The organism is Microbulbifer maximicatervae (SeqCode) (genome assembly GCF_052467825.1).
In genome coordinates, this window is record NZ_CP174327.1 from 4,515,917 (window position 1) to 4,531,457 (window position 15,541).

Sequence of the window (15,541 nt, forward strand, 5' to 3'; positions counted from 1 at the left end):
TTTCAGTAAGGGAAAACTGCTTTTTACCCTTCATCCATGGAGCGTCTTTCGCCGGATTGTGCCATAGCGGCATCGACCCTGGCTGCCAGGTCAGCATCGGCACACTCCTTCGCCGTAACCATCGCCCGATAAAAAGCTTCGCTGCTGGCACCGCCGTGACTCTTGATCACGTTGCCCTTTACCCCTACAAAGCTGGCGCCATTATAGCGAGCAGGTTCCACCTGTGTACGCCATTTTCGCAACAGCTTTATGGCCAATTGGCCAAAAAAACGCTTGAAACACCCTCTTTTCTCGATTGTGAACGCTTTTTGACCCATTAGTCGAATCACACCCTCGGCAGATTTCATCGCGACATTACCCATCAGGCCGTCGCAAACAACCACATCTACCGAGCCGGTAAAAATATCATGCCCCTCAACAAAGCCAACATAATTGACCCCGGGGTCCGCATCGAGCAGTTCCGCTGCACGGCGTATTTCGGCGCTACCCTTATGTGCTTCCGCTCCAATATTGAGCAGCGCCACTTTTATATCCTTCACACTCTTGCGGGCAGTATGAATCCGCTGAGCCTCAATCCCCATACGGGCGAACTGAAGCAAATCCTCAGCACTGCAATCCACATTGGCACCAAGGTCCAAAAGATAGCAGGAACCCATACCCGAAGGTACAGACTTACCGAGCGCCGGCTTCCTAACACCTTGGATATTACCGAGAATACTGCGACTCAACGCCAACAAGGCGCCGGTATTGCCGGAGGTAACTGCAGCTTGCACATCTCCCGATGCAACACTCTTCAAGGCCATCGCCATGGTTGAATCGCGCTTATGGCGAACAGCCTGCAACGGATTGCACTCTTGAGTGATGACTTGCTCGCAATGGATAATTTCGAGACGGCGGGTAACGCGGCGGCGATGGCGCTGCAGCTCTTGATGAACCAGAGCTTGAAGCTCTGCGCGCGGGCCAAATAGCTTTAGCTGCGCTTCAGGGAAGTTTTGAAGAAATCTAATACATGCCGGAACGACAGAGCGGGGACCTAAGTCCCCGCCCATTGCATCCACGGCCAATCGCAATTGGCTGGACAAAGCTTACTCTTCTTCAGAGCCGCCGCTAACTTCGATCACTTTGCGACCACGGTAGAAACCGTCTTTGGTCACGTGGTGGCGACGGTGCTTTTCACCGGTAGTCGGGTCGACGGAAAGGGTAGCACCTGCGCCCAGCGCATCGTGGGAACGGCGCATACCGCGACGGGAACGAGTCTTCTTGTTTTGTTGAACAGCCATTGCTAGCTCCTAAAATAAACAAATTTCGCTGGAACCGGGGCGCCTACCGGCGAGCCCAAACTCATCGGGAAACCTAGGATTTACCCGACGAACCCTTCAACTGCTCCAGCACTTTAAAGGGGTTTGCCTGTTGCTCATCCGCCTCGGCAACCTCATCACCAAAATGAAAGCTCTCCTTGGAGACACATTCTTCCTGGTGATAAGCCACCATTGGCAAATTGAGCAAAATTTCATCTTCAAGGATCTGGTGCAAGTCCAGCTCATCGCCGTCCTGGATCACCGGGTCCAGATCTTTGGGCAGGGCCTTACCCTGCTCCTCAGTCCATACGATACCCCAGCTAAACTGTGCCTCGATCTGCTCATGGACCGGTGACAAACAGCGCTGACACAAGAGGTCAACTGCAAGTTGAACCTTGCCGCTCACCGTTTGGTGACCTTGCAAGTCTCGCTCAAACTGCAATTCAGCAGAAATCTCTCCGTGGACAGACTCAACTGCGCTACCAACCCGAGGCAGGGACTCCAACGGCAAAACACCATCGAGCAACTGCTCTCGCTGTACCAATTTCCGAGCATCAATGCTCTTTGGCAATACTGATTTAGAGGGGGCTATCGACATAAGCGCGCAATTCTATGGACTCACCTTAGCCTTGTCAAAACAAATCAGGCATTGCAGTATCGCCCGGTCACAAACCACTATTCGACCCAGCGGAAAATCCACCAGAATGCCCCACCCTCTGATACTAGCCTCCAGCTCTCCTTACCGCAGAACCCTACTACAACAGCTTGGCATCCCCTTTCAGCAGGATTCGCCCCATATAGATGAAGCACCGCAGGCGGGGGAAGCGCCAGCCGCACTCGCCCTACGCCTCGCCACAGAGAAAGCGCGCACCCTGGCAGGCCGCCACCCGAAATCACTGATTATCGGTTCGGACCAGGTTGCCTCTTGCGACGGTCAAATACTTGGCAAGCCAGGCAGCAGGGAGCGCGCCATCGCCCAGCTGCAAGCCTGCAACGGCAAAAAAGTGATATTCCACACCGGCTTGAGCCTGCTGAATAGCGCAAGCGGAGAGCAGTTGGGCGATACGGAAACCTTCACCGTCTACTTTCGGCAGTTGAGCACAGAGCAAATTGAACGATATGTAGAGCTGGAACAACCTTACGATTGCGCCGGCTCTTTTAAGGTGGAAGGGCTAGGTATCGCCCTGTTTGAGAGGCTTGAAGGGGCAGATCTCAACACCCTGGTTGGGCTGCCACTAATCCGCCTTACCGATATGCTGAACCACTTTGGCATAGATCCGCTGGACCCGCAGGCCACTTAAAGGAGTGGCGGCCAGCGGAGCAGCTCGGAGAAACGATCGATAACAACCTTGGGGCCACACCCCTGCAACCGGGTTGGGCAATGAGCGCCATAGCTCACCCCGATAGAGGGCATACCGATCGCCGCCGCCATTTCCAGGTCATATACGGTATCCCCTACCATTACCGCCTGGTCCGGACCGGTGCCGGTCTCATGTAGCAACTCATTCAGCATCAGCGGGTCAGGCTTGGAGGCGGTCTCATCTGCACAACGACTGGCGGCAAACAAGTGGCCGAGGCCATGCTCCTCAAATTCCCGATTGAGCCCCTGCCGACTCTTCCCAGTCGCTACCGCCAACTGGTGACCACCGCACAGCAACTGGTCCAGGGTATCCAGAACCCCCTCAAATAAAGGCAGGGGTTCAACCCGGGCCGCCATCCACTCATCAAAGTAGAGTTGGCGCAACGTGAGCCTTTCCTCACTGGCAGCCTCTGGAAACAGAGAGGATATCGCCTCCGGCAGACCAAGCCCGATAATGTTGCTAACCGCTTCCGGGGCAAGCACCGGCAAACCGGCTCTATCTGCTGCCCGCAACATACAATCGACGATACGCGCCTCAGAATTACAAACCGTCCCGTCCCAATCGAGGATTACCAACATAACAAAAGAACGCCCTACTCTTCCCTTAACCTATTCAGCACTGCACTCAGCTCCGCAGGGAGTGGAGCCTCCACCTCAACCTTGGAGCCATCTGGCAAAGAGCAGCGCACTGAAGCCGAGTGCAAAAAGAGACGCTTCAGACCGCGACCACGAAATTCACGATTGACTTCGTCCGAGGTGTACTTGTTGTCGCCCGCCAGAGGACAACCAACAAACTGAGCATGAACTCGAATTTGGTGTGTTCGCCCGGTGACCGGCTCTGCGGAAAGCAGAGTCGCCGCCTTAAACCTCTCAATCAACTTAAAGCGAGTCTCTGAAGGCTTGCCCTCAGGGTGCACGGACACCATTCTCTCGCCGCTTTTCAAAGTGTTCTTGCGCAAAGGTGCCTCAACAACGCGGCGACCTCGGGGCCACTTGCCCACCGCCAATGCCTGATACGATTTACCGATCTTTCCCGCCCGCAACTCCGACTGAACATGCTGCAATACCGCGCGCTTGCGGGCCACCATGATGGCGCCACTGGTATCCCGGTCCAGGCGGTGCACCAACTCAATAAACGGGCTTTGCGGAAACATCTGGCGCAAAACTTCAATCAGGCCCAATCTGACACCGCTGCCGCCATGGACCGCAAGGCCCGACGGTTTATTGATCACCATAAGCCCGTGCTTGTCATAAAGTATGGACTCTTGGATCAGCTGGCGCAGAGATTCACCAGCGAGAGGGGCCTCAGCCTGCTCGGCAACACGAATTGGCGGCACTCGCACCACATCGCCCGCCTTTAACTTGTATTCAGCCTTTATTCGTCCTTTATTTACTCTTACCTCACCCTTACGCAGGATTCGGTATATACGTGAACGCGGCACACCCTTGAGGCGCGCCTGGAGGAAATTGTCGATCCTCTGTCCCGCCAGCTCTTCAGGCACAGTTAAAAGCTGCACGCCGCCAGATGGATTCGAGGTCTTTGATGGGGTCTCGGCCGGAGCCTTCTTAGGGTGGGGTATACTTCGCATGACGCGCATCATAGCGTTGCCAGGGATACAATTGAAGCACCTCCCTGCCCATGCTATATTCGGCCGGCCTGAATTCGGCGTATTTTCGGTCAAAGGCGACTTCCCACATGAAGAGATAGCCGTGACCCCAACGAAAATACCCCATTCGGTCGGTGCGCGGGGATGCCGCGTCATTGATAAAACTTAGCCGTTGAGATGTCCCCCAATTACCAGAACCAGAGGGGAGCTCACCGGCAACAACAGCCCGCGGTTATGCGGGTAATTATCGCGAAGGTAAGACGGGCCGTGACCCGCAGCGCTTGAAAGGACGACTCAAACTTGCGTCCGGTTTTGCAGAATACGACGAGCCAGCAACCGAACTGGCAACCAGGGCAGCACAGCTTCCGCAAGCCTGGTAAAAAAATTAAGAAGAATGGGTATCAGCCAAAAGCTGAACTGCAGAACCTCTGATGATTGACGCAAACCTTGCCGCCCAGCATGAAACAAACCAAGGGGCGGCGCCCAACCCTGCTGCAGAAGCCTGCAGCACAGGTACAGGGCAGTACTAACAAAAGGTATTAAAGGTACCAACGGATAGCACAATAACAGCGCGTATCCGGAGTTTTTGCAGAGCGAATAATAGGCAAATACCAGTCTCAACAAGCCGCATAGATCCATGGCGCGGTAGAGCTGGCATACCTTATTTTCCCTGCCCTGCCTGGTGGTCCTCTCCACCTGGCAGCCAACAAGCAAGCCTGTGAGTAGCGGTGTCACACCTTTGCGCAACGCAAGGAAAACGACACGCATGAAAAGAATGCTAATCAACGCAACCCAACCTGAAGAGTTGCGTGTTGCCCTGGTCGACGGCCAGTGGCTCTATGATTTAGATATTGAGAACCGAACCCGCCAGCAGAAAAAAGCGAACATCTACAAAGGTAAGATTACCCGTGTAGAACCCTCCCTCGAAGCTGCATTCGTCGACTACGGCGAAGAGCGCCACGGGTTCCTCCCCCTGAAAGAAATCTCTCGCGAGTACTTCCTCAAGCAGCCCAAAGACATCGAAGGCCGCATCAAAATCAAAGATGTTGTCAAAGAAGGCATGGAAGTTATTGTCCAGGTGGACAAAGAAGAGCGCGGCAACAAAGGCGCCGCCCTCACCACCTTTGTCAGCCTCGCCGGCCGCTACCTGGTGTTAATGCCCAACAACCCTCGTGCCGGTGGCATTTCCCGCCGCATTGAAGGTGATGAGCGCTCCGAGCTCCGCGACGCACTGGCCAGTGTAGACGTCCCCTCAGGCATGGGCATCATCGTGCGCACCGCCGGCGTTGGCCGCAGCGGTGACGAGCTGCAATGGGACCTCAACTACCTGCTGCAACTTTGGAACGCCATCAAAGAAGAAGCTGATACCTCCAAAGCGCCACACTTCCTGTTCCAGGAAAGCAACGTCATTATCCGCGCCATCCGCGACTACATGCGCGATGATATCGGCGAAGTTATAGTCGACGACAAAGGTGCCTTTGAGCTGGCCGCAGAGTTTGCCCGCCAGGTAATGCCCCACTACGCCAATAAGGTGAAGTACTACGAAGACGCCATCCCGCTGTTCAATCGCTATCAAATTGAAAGCCAGATTGAGACAGCGTTCGAGCGCGAAGTGAAGCTCCCCTCCGGTGGCTCCATCGTTATCGATGTGACAGAGGCTCTGGTATCTATCGATATCAACTCCTCCCGCGCAACCAAGGGCGGCGATATCGAAGAGACCGCGCGCAATATCAACCTGGAAGCCGCCGACGAAATCGCTCGCCAGCTGCGCCTGCGCGATATGGGCGGACTGGTTGTAATCGACTTTATCGACATGCAGAGCAAGTCCAACCAGCGCGAAGTTGAAAAGCGCATGGAGAAGGCCCTCAGCATGGACCGCGCCCGCGTTCAGGTTGGCCGCATCTCCCGCTTCGGACTATTGGAAATGTCCCGCCAGCGCCTGCGCCCATCCCTGGGTGAAACCACCTTCCGCGTTTGCCCCCGCTGTAGCGGTCAAGGCACTATTCGCGGCACCAAGTCTCTGGCCCTCTCCATTCTCCGCCTGGTAGAAGAGGAAGCGAAGAAAGAGCGCAGCGCCGAGATCCGTGCAATCACTCCGGTGAATGTCGCGACCTACCTGCTGAACGAAAAGCGCAAAACGATCTCCCAGATCGAGTCCCGCAATTCCACTCGCGTAGTAGTTGTACCCAGCGCGGAAATGGAAACGCCGCACTTTGAAGTTCAGCGCCTCCGTGACGATGACACTGCCACCCTGGAAACTTCCTACAAGATTTCTGGCACTGCCGAAGAGACAGTGACCAAGAAAGAGGAAAAGCCACAGCGTCCAGCTCCAGTGCAAGCGGCCGTGCAGCAAATTGCCCACACCGCTCCAGCACCCACTCCGGAGAAAAAGGAAGAGCCTGGTCTCTTCAGCCGATTGATTAGCGCTATCGCCTCCTTCTTCACCGCAGAAGAGGAAGAGCCGAAGAAGCATCAAAAGTCCAAAGGCCGTGGCAAGGACTACCAGCAGCGCAACCGCAATCGCAACCAGCGCGGAAATCGCAACAACCGCAGCGGCCGCCCCGCGCGCCGCAAGGATGATCGCCGCGAAGACAATAAACGCGACGACCAACGCGAAGATAAGCGCAGCACCAAGCTGGACGAGCATGACAGCGCCTCCGATCGCCAGGGTGAAGGTCAGCGCAGACGTCGCCGTCGCCGCAACGACAACCGCCGCAGCGACAACCGCACTCAAACTACTGAAGCCCAAAATACCGTTGATACCAACGAACAGGCTGGAGACACTTCCGATCAGCAACGCCCAGCACGCCGCCCAAGCAATGTGCGCGGCCGCCCTCAGGCGCGCCGTCGCGGCGGACGCCGCAGTGAGAACACCGCAGCAACCGCGGTAGCTCACAGCCAGGAAGAGCTGAATCGCGAAGTTCACGAAGCAATCGACGAAGCTGAAAGCGAAGCCCGCAAGACCAAGGAAGTCGTAAAAGAGGCTCGTACCGAGGCGCCCAAGCCAAAAGCGAAAGACTCTCACAAGCCTCAGAGAGCCCCCAAGCAAGCAGCTCAGCCCGCCATCACAATGCCGGTGCGAACTGCTCACGAGGAAAAATCTGAAGCACGAGAGACCCAGAAGCCTGCAGCCCAACCGCAAAGCGCCCCGCAGGCAGCCAAAGCAGCCGCCTCCGAGCAGCAACAGCAGCCTACTCAGCCCAAGCCCAAAGCTACCCCGGTAGAAAAAGCAGCTGCGCCAGCTGCCGAGCCGGCCAAGCCTGTAGAGCAAGCGCCAGAACAAAAAGCCACCACGGCAGAAGTTCCGGCTACCCCCAAAGCTGAGGCCACTCTTGCCAAACCAGAAGTAGAAGCAGCAGAGGAAATCGTGCTTGAGGAAGCACAAGCTGCGGCTGAAGCTTTGCAGGAACAGGCAGGCGCCAGTGAACCGGAAGCTCAGGAAGAAATTGTTGCCGCCGAGCAGGCAGCTTCCGAAGAGGGACCGACCGCACCCAACCAGGGACGCGCAGTAAATGATCCGCGCATCAACCCCAAACCACTGGGTGAGTTCTCAATTGTTACTGAGCGCCGTGAAGTGGGCTCCCAGCAGCCTCTGGATACCGCGCAGCCGGCAGCGATTGAGCACAATCCACGCGCCCTCGCCCGCCCGGCCAACGACCCGCGTATCAGCCGCAAGGCCGTGGAAGTTGATGCCAACGCAGATATCGATCGCGACTCTGCAGAAGCGAGCTAAGCGATAGCTGCCAAGCCGCCCCAGCCAATGGCCGGGGCGGCCTTATCAACCTGACAGCAAGCCTTAAGCTGGTCAATAAATCACCTAACTTATTGAACTATATAAAAAAAATCAAAATGGCGCTTGTACATCCCGAGAAGCTATGTATAATGCGCAGCACAATTTGGTGGGGTGGCTGAGTGGTCGAAAGCGGCGGTCTTGAAAACCGTTGACTGTAACAGGTCCCAGGGTTCGAATCCCTGCCCCACCGCCATTATTCATACAGAAGGCCCTGATTTTTCAGGGCTTTTTTGTTTCTGCTTTTTGTGGTCCCCCACTCAGTCCCCCTCTTATCTTTTGCTAGCCCGTAACGCTTCAGACGACGCAAACTCTATACGCGCCAACTGCGGCAGCGCACAACGTCTTTACCATCTGCCCTTTCACATGGACATTAGGTCGAATTAGCTCTTTTACAGGCTCCACGAGAGCCAGCCCATTAACTTTACAAAAACCACACACGCTTACGCAGACGCTAGACCGCAACCTCTGGAAGCTGGTCCCACTGAGTCGTATAGGCTGGCGATCGATGCTCCTGCCGCATCTTCCACTTCTTGTCGATACCTTCAGCCCCAAGGAACAAGGTGCCTCGACCAAACCGCTGATTGATCTGATCGATGGCCTGCATGGTCTCGCCTGATCGTATTGGCTGGCCCGCAGTAAACATGTCACCTTGGCCCAATGAGCGGGGAATAAGCTCTACCAGCCCTACCCCCGCTTTCAGGAATCTATGTCCCTGCAGGAACAGCTCTGTAATGGCGCGCTTTACCAGCTGCACTATCAGCCGTGTGTCATCCGTGGGGTATGGGGTTTGTACCACGGTGCTGCGGCTGTAGTAGAGCGGCTCATGGGGTGAGGTATGCAGGAAGACATGGATAGACTTTACCAGGGAGTCCTGGGCCCGCAGCTTCTCCGCCGCCCTGCTCGCGTACAAGGTAACGGCCTGTAGTATCGGCTGCAGATCGGTGAGCTTTTCGCCGAATGAGCGTGTGCAATAGATCTGCTTCTTGGCTGGTGGCTGCTCTTCCAGGCTTAAGCAACTAATGCCATTTAGCTCTTCTATCGTGCGCTCAATATTTACATTCGTATGGCTGCGTAGAATTTTCGGGTTGGCTTGCGCCAGGTCATAGGCAGTCTTGATACCCAGATGCCCAAGTCGCTTTGATAGACGCCTGCCTACACCCCACACATCACCCACTTCAGTGCGTCGCTGCAGCCATTGCCACTTTGCGGGGGAGTCTAAGAAGCAGACGCCCTGACACTTGGGGATCTTCTTGGCGACTCTATTTGCCAGCTTGGCCAGGGTTTTACTGGGAGCAATGCCAACGCCCACCGGCATGCGAACATCCCGCCAGAGGGTTTGCCTTATTTGCTGGCCGTAATCCAGCAGACACTCTTGCAACCCATGCAGATCCAGAAACATCTCATCGATGCTATAGACTTCAACCTCTGGACTGTACTGCTTCAGCGTTATCATTACCCGGTGGGAAATATCGCCGTACAGGGCGTAATTACTCGAGAAGATCTTTACCCCGTGCTTTCGCAACAGATGCTCGATCTTGAAGAACGGCTGCAAATCGGGAATACCTAACACTTTGGCTTCTTTCGAGCGAGCCACCACGCAACCATCATTATTGGAAAGGACTACCACCGGAAGCCCGCGCAGATCGGGGCGGAATATCTGTTCGCAGCTGGCATAGCAGCTGTTGCAATCAACCAGTGCCAACATCAGCAGGACCGGTGGTACCGAACAGAAGCCTTGACCACTCCCTCAACAATCAATTCCTGCCCCTCCCAAATGGGAATCGGTGCGTATTTGTCATTGGCTGATAGCAGGCGGCCCTGTTGGCGGTCGAGCACCTTGCACGTTAACTGCCCATCCAGGGCAACCACTACCACATCTCCGTGGATTGGCGTTAATGATCGGTCGACTACCAGCAGATCCCGGTCAAAGATGCCGAGGTTCTGCATAGAGTCGCCGTTGGCGCGGGCAAGGAATGTCGCCGCCGGGCTGGTTATCAGGTGTTGATCCAGGCTCAGCGCTGCTTCTTTATGGTCATCCGCTGGTGAAGGAAAGCCGCAGCTGACACCACTGGCGTATAGAGGGGAAAGTTTCATGTGCTCTAGCAATATACTGTATCTTTATACAGTTTATTAGCGAGCACCCACTAAAGACAAGTAGCCAGTGTGACTCCAGGGCCTCACAGGTATTTTGTGCTCAAGCCATCTCGGGGCCGCCACCTCCTTTTGACTCAACCGAATAGATCACCCCCTGGATAGTGGTGCTCACTTCCTCACCTATCAGCTTTAATACGGCATCCCTTCCCGCTAAATCGGGGCAACCTGTTACCCGCTCCAGGGCCACACACAGACTTGCGACCCTCTGTAATTGATCCATTTGCGCTTTCATAGGCATGCTCAGCTCCTTGTAACTGCTAGTCCTATCTCAATCTTGTGTCACCTAACACCGGTTATCTTTATTGCCTTGTGACGACAAGTCGCCAAACGCTACTGCCAAATTCACGCTTCATGAACAGTTGTGCTGAAAGCTTTCTGATTTTGTACGGTGAAATGCAGCAGTGTTTGTGTTTGATTTTCGAAATACTGTGATTTTATGAGTGTGTATAACGCGGCTCAATGTTTGAGGCCGGATCACTAGGCGATCACCTGCGCAACGCACGGAAACGGGAGAGGATGACGATTGCACAGCTGGCAAGGCAGCAGGGGCTTGTGTTATCTCAAATTTCGAAAATGGAAACGGGCGCACAAAGAATTCCGGCGGACCTGCTGCCGGTATGGTGTGAGACGGTTGGGATTACTTTGGCGGAGGTGTACGGGGTAGAGAACCTGCACCACTTTGCACAGATTCCATTTCCACCTTTTATTGCTCGACTTTATTCGCAACTACCGGAGAATTTTCGCAAGCATATTCATCCGGTCATTGAGAGTAGCTAGCAACTCTGGAAGAGGTTGGGATAACGCTCCCAATAGTGGCCGAGCATAGCGAGGTCCAGCCCCGGAGGGTCGATGCTACTTGGCCTTGTTAACCAATTTTACGCTCCAATTCTGGCCGAAGGGCTTTAAACAACACCTCAATCTCATTACGCTCAAAACCCAAGATAGAATGGAACTTAGTTAAGTTTAGCGCAGAAGCTCCATACAAGATTTCACCGAATGAACTATTTATGGCTAATGCGCACTCATATGAGCACTCCGATATACTTTGTGGCCAAGCGGCGCTTATCGATTCCAGCGTTTCTTTCTCAAAACCAAACAAAGCCGGACATTCCGAGCCCCACTTTTCGATCCAGTATTCAAATGCCGCCGCAATAATCGTATTTTCTCTCTCAGAAATCATGCTTCATCTTTTTGGTTAATGCCTTGCTCAGCCGTCACCGGAATAGAGCCGCATTGTGCTAGCTTAGCGTACAGTACAAAGCGAGTGGAGTGTAGGTGGTCGAATGCAGCAATTTGTTATGTGTTTCACAGGCATATATTACCTACCTTTCTTAAGGATTACGAAGAAGTAAAAGGAATAGCCAATTAAATACAGGAATAATATGTGCGCAAACATTTCCAGCTCCGTTAGAAAATATGAAGCTTCACCATCAATCGAGAACATCCAATTCAAGAAAGGAACTGGACCAACTACCTCTTTATACATCCACGCATTCCACCAGACAACTGAAATGCCATATGAAATCATTATCCCCAAAAGGAAAAAGATTATTCTACTCAAGTTTCCCTTAATCACTTCCTTAGACATAATGCCAAGCGAAGTACGCAGCACTTTGCCCCGCTTGCGCGTTTTATTAAACAATTACTTGGCATAAGGCCTAATTTGATCCAATTCATTTACTTGCTTAATTAAATCTACAAGCTCTGGGTCTACGCTCTCGGGCACTTTGCCTACATCTTCGAGGTGTATGCTACACCTTGATCCTGTGATGAACTTACTTTCTGGTGGAGAGTCAATTCTATACACACCATTGGGCAAGAGAAATGCGGTGCACATACTATATCTTTGTTTGAAGGTAATCCTGCTGCCTTTTGTGAGGCCGCTGTTTAGTGGGTCGAAAACTTCAAGTATTGTTATAACCTCACCCGCCTCCATAAGTTTTTTTCCTTCTTCTTCGCTTACGGGGTAGATCGCTTCGCCCTCTATAGGCATTACGAGGAATGACTTACTCTTGTCAACTTCTCCTATATGCCAGCATGAGCATGCGTAGCTTTGTAGGGGTATTAGGAGAAATATTAGCGTGATGAATTTCATATGTTTAGCGCCTCAATAACCGGCAGGCAAAGTGATGGGGTTTTTGTGCGATAATTTGCGTAAAAAACGTACAAAAAGGCCAGCAGTTTGACTGTCCTACCACGAAGTGGCGATGGCTGATAAACTTGTTAAATGTTTTTGGCACAAAGCCACCTTATTATAAAAAAGCCGCCAACTGAAACAGCTATGGTAAATGCTAAAATTAGCCCGCCCGGATTTAAGAGGCCTACAACTTCAGCCAATACTACCAAGAGAACTACCAATATAACTTGCCCTACGAGTGTAGCCATCACTAGTTTTGACTTTATTGGGAACCCCTTTCTCCTAAAGCTATAAATTGCTGGCCCCCATAAAATTGAAAGCCAGCAAAGAAGCAAGGCTAAAACAATAAAAATGCCCATTGGCTCAATTCCTGAAATCATTTAGACATTTAACGACTACAACAGGGGCGGCCGGGGCGTAGCTTAGGCTGTCCCGTGAAGGGCCAAAGGCCCGCAGCAACCTACCTATACTTTTTATATTTCAATTTCACTGGTGATGTCCATCGTTTCTGTTTCAATGGCGACTGCAGTGTGCCCACTAAACTGAACTTGGCTGAGGGCAATGCCTTTGACTACAGCAAATGAGCCGGAGCCTTTAGGGAACCTCTGAATAATTCTGAGTCAATTTGGTAATATTCACCTACCCATCAAGACTACGATGAATCATGCACCAAGTCACCTTTGCCGAAGCAGAATATAAGCTAAAGCACCGTATAACTCGCCGAGAGAAGTTTCTTTCTCAAATGGAAACCCTCATCCCATGGCAGCGACTAGAGGCTCAGATCACTCCTTGTTACCCACAAGGCAAACTTGGCCGACAGCCATATCCATTGAGTGTCATGCTTCGTATTCATTGCATGCAACTATTTTACAATCTCAGTGATCCCGCTATGGAAGATGCACTGTATGAAATTGAATCCATGCGTAGTTTTGCTGGATTGACTTTGAGTAACCCAATTCCCGATGAAACAACGATTCTTAACTTTCGCCACTTACTGGAGCTCAATCAGCTAGGTGCAGCTCTTTTTGATGAAATCAACAAACATCTTGCTGAGAATGGCATGGTACTGCGTGAAGGCACGATTGTAGATGCCACTATTATCTCTGCGCCAACTTCAACTAAGAATGAAAAGAAAGAACGTGATCCGGAAATGCATCAAACAAAGAAAGGCAATCAGTGGCATTTTGGGATGAAAATGCATATCGGGGTTGATGATGTGCTCGGAGTAATACATAGCATAGATACAACAGCAGCGAATTCGCATGATGCCACAACTACAGAGCGAGTTCTCCACGGGGAGGAGAAAAGAATCTGGGGAGACTCTGGGTACATTGGTGCGGAGAAACGTGAAGAGTTGAAAGAGCGGGAGGCGGATTGGTATATAGCAATGAAGCCGAGCAAGCTAAAAACTCTTCCAGGGCGTGATGCACTTCGTAAAGCGGAAAAGATCAAGGCGCAGATAAGAGCGAAGGTCGAGCACCCCTTCCGCTACATCAAACGGATATTTGGCTATGACAAGGTCCGCTATCGGGGACTGCTAAAGAATACTGAGAGGCTGTGCTTACTGGCAGGCTTTACCAACTTATTAATAGGGAGAAAATACTTGGCTGCCTAGGGGTGGTTCGCCTGAAACCCGCCTATTGAGGGTTTCAGATGAAAATTAGGGGACTATTACGCGAAAATTACACATTTGTGCGTAATAAAGTGAATTTTCAAGCAGCTCAGCTTAATTCTGGAAAAATGCTTCGTTGATCAGAGGGTCCTTAGTTTGCTCAGTTAACAATTTGGCGTCTTCTACTGTTGACGAAATAACTAGATGAATAACAAAGTAGCCGTCACCCGTTTTCTTTAACTTATATGGCTTATCGGTAAGCGGGGCTTTTTCAAAATGGTGCTTTACAAGCCAGTAAACTGATACTTTTTCTCCATTCTCTTTTATCTTGGAGTCAATTATCTCACCAGCCCAATTAATGGGTGTGTCGTATGCGGATGTGGCCATTATCAGTTTTGGGCTTGGAGATTCTCCAAAAGCCAATTGACTGATAAAGAGTAAAGCTAAAAGAATCTTGTTCATAACCTTCCTTGAAATATAATACCTGCAGAAGCGGCCGAAATGTAGCCGCGAAGCCGCGGAATGTAGGTCCAACCCAAGCTTGCTTGGGTGTTGCTTACTGCATTTGTTAGGCATGGGCTACTCTCCGAACTCGATTAATTTGAGGAATTCACCCTCGCTCTTTGCGATTACCTCTTCGGTTTGTGCCTGATGGCACCAATAGAATACATAGCCACCACAATGCCTGACCAAAAAATTGCCATTATCATCAACTCCGATCAGGGTTGATTGCTTACCTTTCCACCAGTCTGCTTGTAAGGGGCGCCTATCCTCTTCCCGAAATAAGCAGGCTAGTTTAATCTGCTTGCCAGAGAATTTTATGGTGCGTTTAATTCCAAGATTACTTATCGCTTTATCTAGAGAAGTCATAGATTCGTTTACTGCCTAACGACTACAACAGGGGCGGCCGAAAGCCCGTAGCAACCTGCTTGTACTTGTTAAGCATTGCAACGCTATAAGCCAGAATAAGTTTGGAAAACCTCATGATCTTTGTAGTCCCCTCGCTCATCTAAGTTGATATATATTTGAATGGCAGATTCATAGAATAGCCAAAGAAATATAGATTCAAAGTTACAGCCAGCCTCATTTTCTCGTACTACGGCCTGATATCTAAAAGAATACTTATCGTAAGAATACACAATCTTAGCTGAGGCTAAATATTCTTCAACTACTTCCTTACTATCGCCTTGCGATAGATTAGCAGAAATACTTTCCTGTATTTTCTTGACTGTATTAAGACTATTCCCCCAAACAGGATTACTAATTATTACTAGTGCTAATATGGTGGCTATCTTTAATGCTCGTCCTTGAACGCTTAACAGTGTATTCAAAAGCAGCTGCAATATATCAGCCACCTCTATATCAACAAAATTCCTTCGGCCACGATATAAAAAGCCTTTAAGTAACATTAACCTATCGACAGTTGGCACCAGTGTATACAAATGGGTATATTGCAGCTGCATTATATCCAGGCATTTTGAGTGGTATATATCTTTTTGGAAACACCTTAAAAGTCAGAAAGTTAACACGTTTTTTCCTGTGCATAGATGAGAATGCTTTTGATCCCAGATATACAAAGC

18 protein-coding genes and 1 tRNA gene are annotated in these 15,541 nt (G+C 51.4%); 5 read left to right on the forward strand and 14 right to left on the reverse strand.

All coding sequences use genetic code 11. The features are described 5' to 3' along the window. Positions 1-23: 23 nt before the first annotated feature. The 3 genes from plsX to ACJJII_RS20045 all read right to left on the reverse strand — a co-directional run bounded on the left by plsX (position 24) and on the right by ACJJII_RS20045 (position 1,896). Positions 24-1,082, reverse strand: coding sequence for a phosphate acyltransferase PlsX (gene plsX / locus ACJJII_RS20035; RefSeq protein ID WP_282932473.1), 1,059 nt, complete (start codon positions 1,080-1,082; stop codon positions 24-26). 3 nt (positions 1,083-1,085) lie between these two features. After that, positions 1,086-1,280: a 50S ribosomal protein L32 gene (gene rpmF, locus ACJJII_RS20040; protein ID WP_108733564.1), complete on the reverse strand. Its 195-nt coding sequence runs from the start codon at positions 1,278-1,280 to the stop codon at positions 1,086-1,088. Between the two features lie 73 nt (positions 1,281-1,353). Continuing rightward, positions 1,354-1,896, reverse strand: coding sequence for a YceD family protein (locus ACJJII_RS20045; protein WP_444896972.1), 543 nt, complete (start codon positions 1,894-1,896; stop codon positions 1,354-1,356). A 106-nt stretch (positions 1,897-2,002) separates the two neighbouring features. Here ACJJII_RS20045 and ACJJII_RS20050 point away from each other — a divergent pair, with 106 nt between their 5' ends. Then, positions 2,003-2,599: a Maf family protein gene (locus ACJJII_RS20050; protein ID WP_444917472.1), complete on the forward strand. Its 597-nt coding sequence runs from the start codon at positions 2,003-2,005 to the stop codon at positions 2,597-2,599. Here ACJJII_RS20050 and ACJJII_RS20055 read toward each other — a convergent pair. Together ACJJII_RS20055 and rluC are read right to left on the reverse strand one after the other, a co-directional pair. Then, positions 2,596-3,237, reverse strand: a complete 642-nt coding sequence (locus ACJJII_RS20055; RefSeq protein WP_444917473.1) for an HAD-IA family hydrolase — start codon at positions 3,235-3,237, stop codon at positions 2,596-2,598. The two genes, ACJJII_RS20050 and ACJJII_RS20055, sit on opposite strands and share 4 nt — an antisense overlap. A gap of 14 nt (positions 3,238-3,251) precedes the next feature. Beyond that, positions 3,252-4,247 (reverse strand): 23S rRNA pseudouridine(955/2504/2580) synthase RluC, encoded by a 996-nt coding sequence (rluC, locus tag ACJJII_RS20060; RefSeq protein ID WP_444896969.1) that lies wholly within the window; start codon positions 4,245-4,247, stop codon positions 3,252-3,254. A gap of 784 nt (positions 4,248-5,031) precedes the next feature. Between rluC and rne the strand changes: the two genes are divergently transcribed. Together rne and ACJJII_RS20070 are read left to right on the forward strand one after the other, a co-directional pair. Next, positions 5,032-7,998, forward strand: a complete 2,967-nt coding sequence (rne, locus tag ACJJII_RS20065; protein WP_444917474.1) for a ribonuclease E — start codon at positions 5,032-5,034, stop codon at positions 7,996-7,998. A gap of 165 nt (positions 7,999-8,163) precedes the next feature. Further along, positions 8,164-8,251, forward strand: a tRNA-Ser gene (locus ACJJII_RS20070). Positions 8,252-8,509: 258 nt separating this feature from the next. Here the strand turns inward: ACJJII_RS20070 and ACJJII_RS20075 are convergent. The 3 genes from ACJJII_RS20075 to ACJJII_RS20085 form a co-directional block, all read right to left on the reverse strand. Beyond that, on the reverse strand, positions 8,510-9,763 hold the full coding sequence (locus tag ACJJII_RS20075; protein ID WP_444917475.1) for a Y-family DNA polymerase: 1,254 nt from the start codon (positions 9,761-9,763) through the stop codon (positions 8,510-8,512). Then, positions 9,763-10,152, reverse strand: coding sequence for a LexA family protein (locus ACJJII_RS20080; RefSeq protein WP_444917476.1), 390 nt, complete (start codon positions 10,150-10,152; stop codon positions 9,763-9,765). Before ACJJII_RS20080 ends, ACJJII_RS20075 begins: the two co-directional genes overlap by 1 nt. Before the next feature lie 100 nt (positions 10,153-10,252). After that, a complete protein-coding gene (locus tag ACJJII_RS20085; RefSeq protein ID WP_444917477.1) occupies positions 10,253-10,450 on the reverse strand; it encodes a hypothetical protein in 198 nt (65 codons plus the stop codon). 221 nt (positions 10,451-10,671) lie between these two features. Between ACJJII_RS20085 and ACJJII_RS20090 the strand changes: the two genes are divergently transcribed. After that, positions 10,672-10,989 (forward strand): helix-turn-helix domain-containing protein, encoded by a 318-nt coding sequence (locus ACJJII_RS20090; RefSeq protein ID WP_444917478.1) that lies wholly within the window; start codon positions 10,672-10,674, stop codon positions 10,987-10,989. Positions 10,990-11,077: 88 nt separating this feature from the next. Here ACJJII_RS20090 and ACJJII_RS20095 read toward each other — a convergent pair whose 3' ends face one another. The 3 genes from ACJJII_RS20095 to ACJJII_RS20105 all read right to left on the reverse strand — a co-directional run bounded on the left by ACJJII_RS20095 (position 11,078) and on the right by ACJJII_RS20105 (position 12,708). Further along, entirely contained in the window at positions 11,078-11,392 is a 315-nt protein-coding gene (locus ACJJII_RS20095) for a hypothetical protein (RefSeq protein ID WP_444917479.1), read from the reverse strand. 462 nt (positions 11,393-11,854) lie between these two features. Continuing rightward, positions 11,855-12,307, reverse strand: a complete 453-nt coding sequence (locus tag ACJJII_RS20100) for a hypothetical protein (RefSeq protein ID WP_444917480.1) — start codon at positions 12,305-12,307, stop codon at positions 11,855-11,857. A 128-nt stretch (positions 12,308-12,435) separates the two neighbouring features. Further along, complete coding sequence (locus ACJJII_RS20105) at positions 12,436-12,708, reverse strand: hypothetical protein (protein ID WP_413662294.1); 273 nt, start codon at positions 12,706-12,708, stop codon at positions 12,436-12,438. A 305-nt stretch (positions 12,709-13,013) separates the two neighbouring features. Between ACJJII_RS20105 and ACJJII_RS20110 the strand changes: the two genes are divergently transcribed. Beyond that, the gene (locus ACJJII_RS20110; RefSeq protein ID WP_444917481.1) at positions 13,014-13,964 is read left to right on the forward strand and encodes an IS5 family transposase; all 951 of its coding nucleotides are present in this window, start codon (positions 13,014-13,016) and stop codon (positions 13,962-13,964) included. Between the two features lie 111 nt (positions 13,965-14,075). On the opposite strand, the gene ACJJII_RS20115 is transcribed toward ACJJII_RS20110, so the two are convergent. From ACJJII_RS20115 to ACJJII_RS20125, 3 genes are all read right to left on the reverse strand, one after another. Continuing rightward, complete coding sequence (locus tag ACJJII_RS20115; protein ID WP_444917482.1) at positions 14,076-14,423, reverse strand: hypothetical protein; 348 nt, start codon at positions 14,421-14,423, stop codon at positions 14,076-14,078. A 117-nt stretch (positions 14,424-14,540) separates the two neighbouring features. Beyond that, positions 14,541-14,831, reverse strand: coding sequence for a hypothetical protein (locus tag ACJJII_RS20120; protein ID WP_444917483.1), 291 nt, complete (start codon positions 14,829-14,831; stop codon positions 14,541-14,543). 83 nt (positions 14,832-14,914) lie between these two features. After that, positions 14,915-15,424 (reverse strand): hypothetical protein, encoded by a 510-nt coding sequence (locus ACJJII_RS20125; RefSeq protein WP_444917484.1) that lies wholly within the window; start codon positions 15,422-15,424, stop codon positions 14,915-14,917. Positions 15,425-15,541 lie beyond the last annotated feature (117 nt).

Bases quoted from the DNA above. Each gene is read 5' to 3' on its own strand.
- ACJJII_RS20080 (WP_444917476.1), bottom strand. From the start codon at position 10,152: ATGAAACTTTCCCCTCTATACGCCAGTGGTGTCAGCTGCGGCTTTCCT.
- ACJJII_RS20055 (WP_444917473.1), bottom strand. From the start codon at position 3,237: ATGTTGGTAATCCTCGATTGGGACGGGACGGTTTGTAATTCTGAGGCG.
- rpmF (WP_108733564.1), bottom strand. From the start codon at position 1,280: ATGGCTGTTCAACAAAACAAGAAGACTCGTTCCCGTCGCGGTATGCGC.
- ACJJII_RS20115 (WP_444917482.1), bottom strand. From the start codon at position 14,423: ATGAACAAGATTCTTTTAGCTTTACTCTTTATCAGTCAATTGGCTTTT.
- ACJJII_RS20090 (WP_444917478.1), top strand. From the start codon at position 10,672: ATGTTTGAGGCCGGATCACTAGGCGATCACCTGCGCAACGCACGGAAA.
- ACJJII_RS20050 (WP_444917472.1), top strand. From the start codon at position 2,003: ATGCCCCACCCTCTGATACTAGCCTCCAGCTCTCCTTACCGCAGAACC.
- ACJJII_RS20125 (WP_444917484.1), bottom strand. From the start codon at position 15,424: ATGCAGCTGCAATATACCCATTTGTATACACTGGTGCCAACTGTCGAT.
- ACJJII_RS20075 (WP_444917475.1), bottom strand. From the start codon at position 9,763: ATGTTGGCACTGGTTGATTGCAACAGCTGCTATGCCAGCTGCGAACAG.
- ACJJII_RS20045 (WP_444896972.1), bottom strand. From the start codon at position 1,896: ATGTCGATAGCCCCCTCTAAATCAGTATTGCCAAAGAGCATTGATGCT.
- ACJJII_RS20110 (WP_444917481.1), top strand. From the start codon at position 13,014: ATGCACCAAGTCACCTTTGCCGAAGCAGAATATAAGCTAAAGCACCGT.
- rluC (WP_444896969.1), bottom strand. From the start codon at position 4,247: ATGCGAAGTATACCCCACCCTAAGAAGGCTCCGGCCGAGACCCCATCA.
- rne (WP_444917474.1), top strand. From the start codon at position 5,032: ATGAAAAGAATGCTAATCAACGCAACCCAACCTGAAGAGTTGCGTGTT.
- ACJJII_RS20100 (WP_444917480.1), bottom strand. From the start codon at position 12,307: ATGAAATTCATCACGCTAATATTTCTCCTAATACCCCTACAAAGCTAC.
- ACJJII_RS20085 (WP_444917477.1), bottom strand. From the start codon at position 10,450: ATGCCTATGAAAGCGCAAATGGATCAATTACAGAGGGTCGCAAGTCTG.
- ACJJII_RS20095 (WP_444917479.1), bottom strand. From the start codon at position 11,392: ATGATTTCTGAGAGAGAAAATACGATTATTGCGGCGGCATTTGAATAC.
- ACJJII_RS20120 (WP_444917483.1), bottom strand. From the start codon at position 14,831: ATGACTTCTCTAGATAAAGCGATAAGTAATCTTGGAATTAAACGCACC.
- ACJJII_RS20105 (WP_413662294.1), bottom strand. From the start codon at position 12,708: ATGGGCATTTTTATTGTTTTAGCCTTGCTTCTTTGCTGGCTTTCAATT.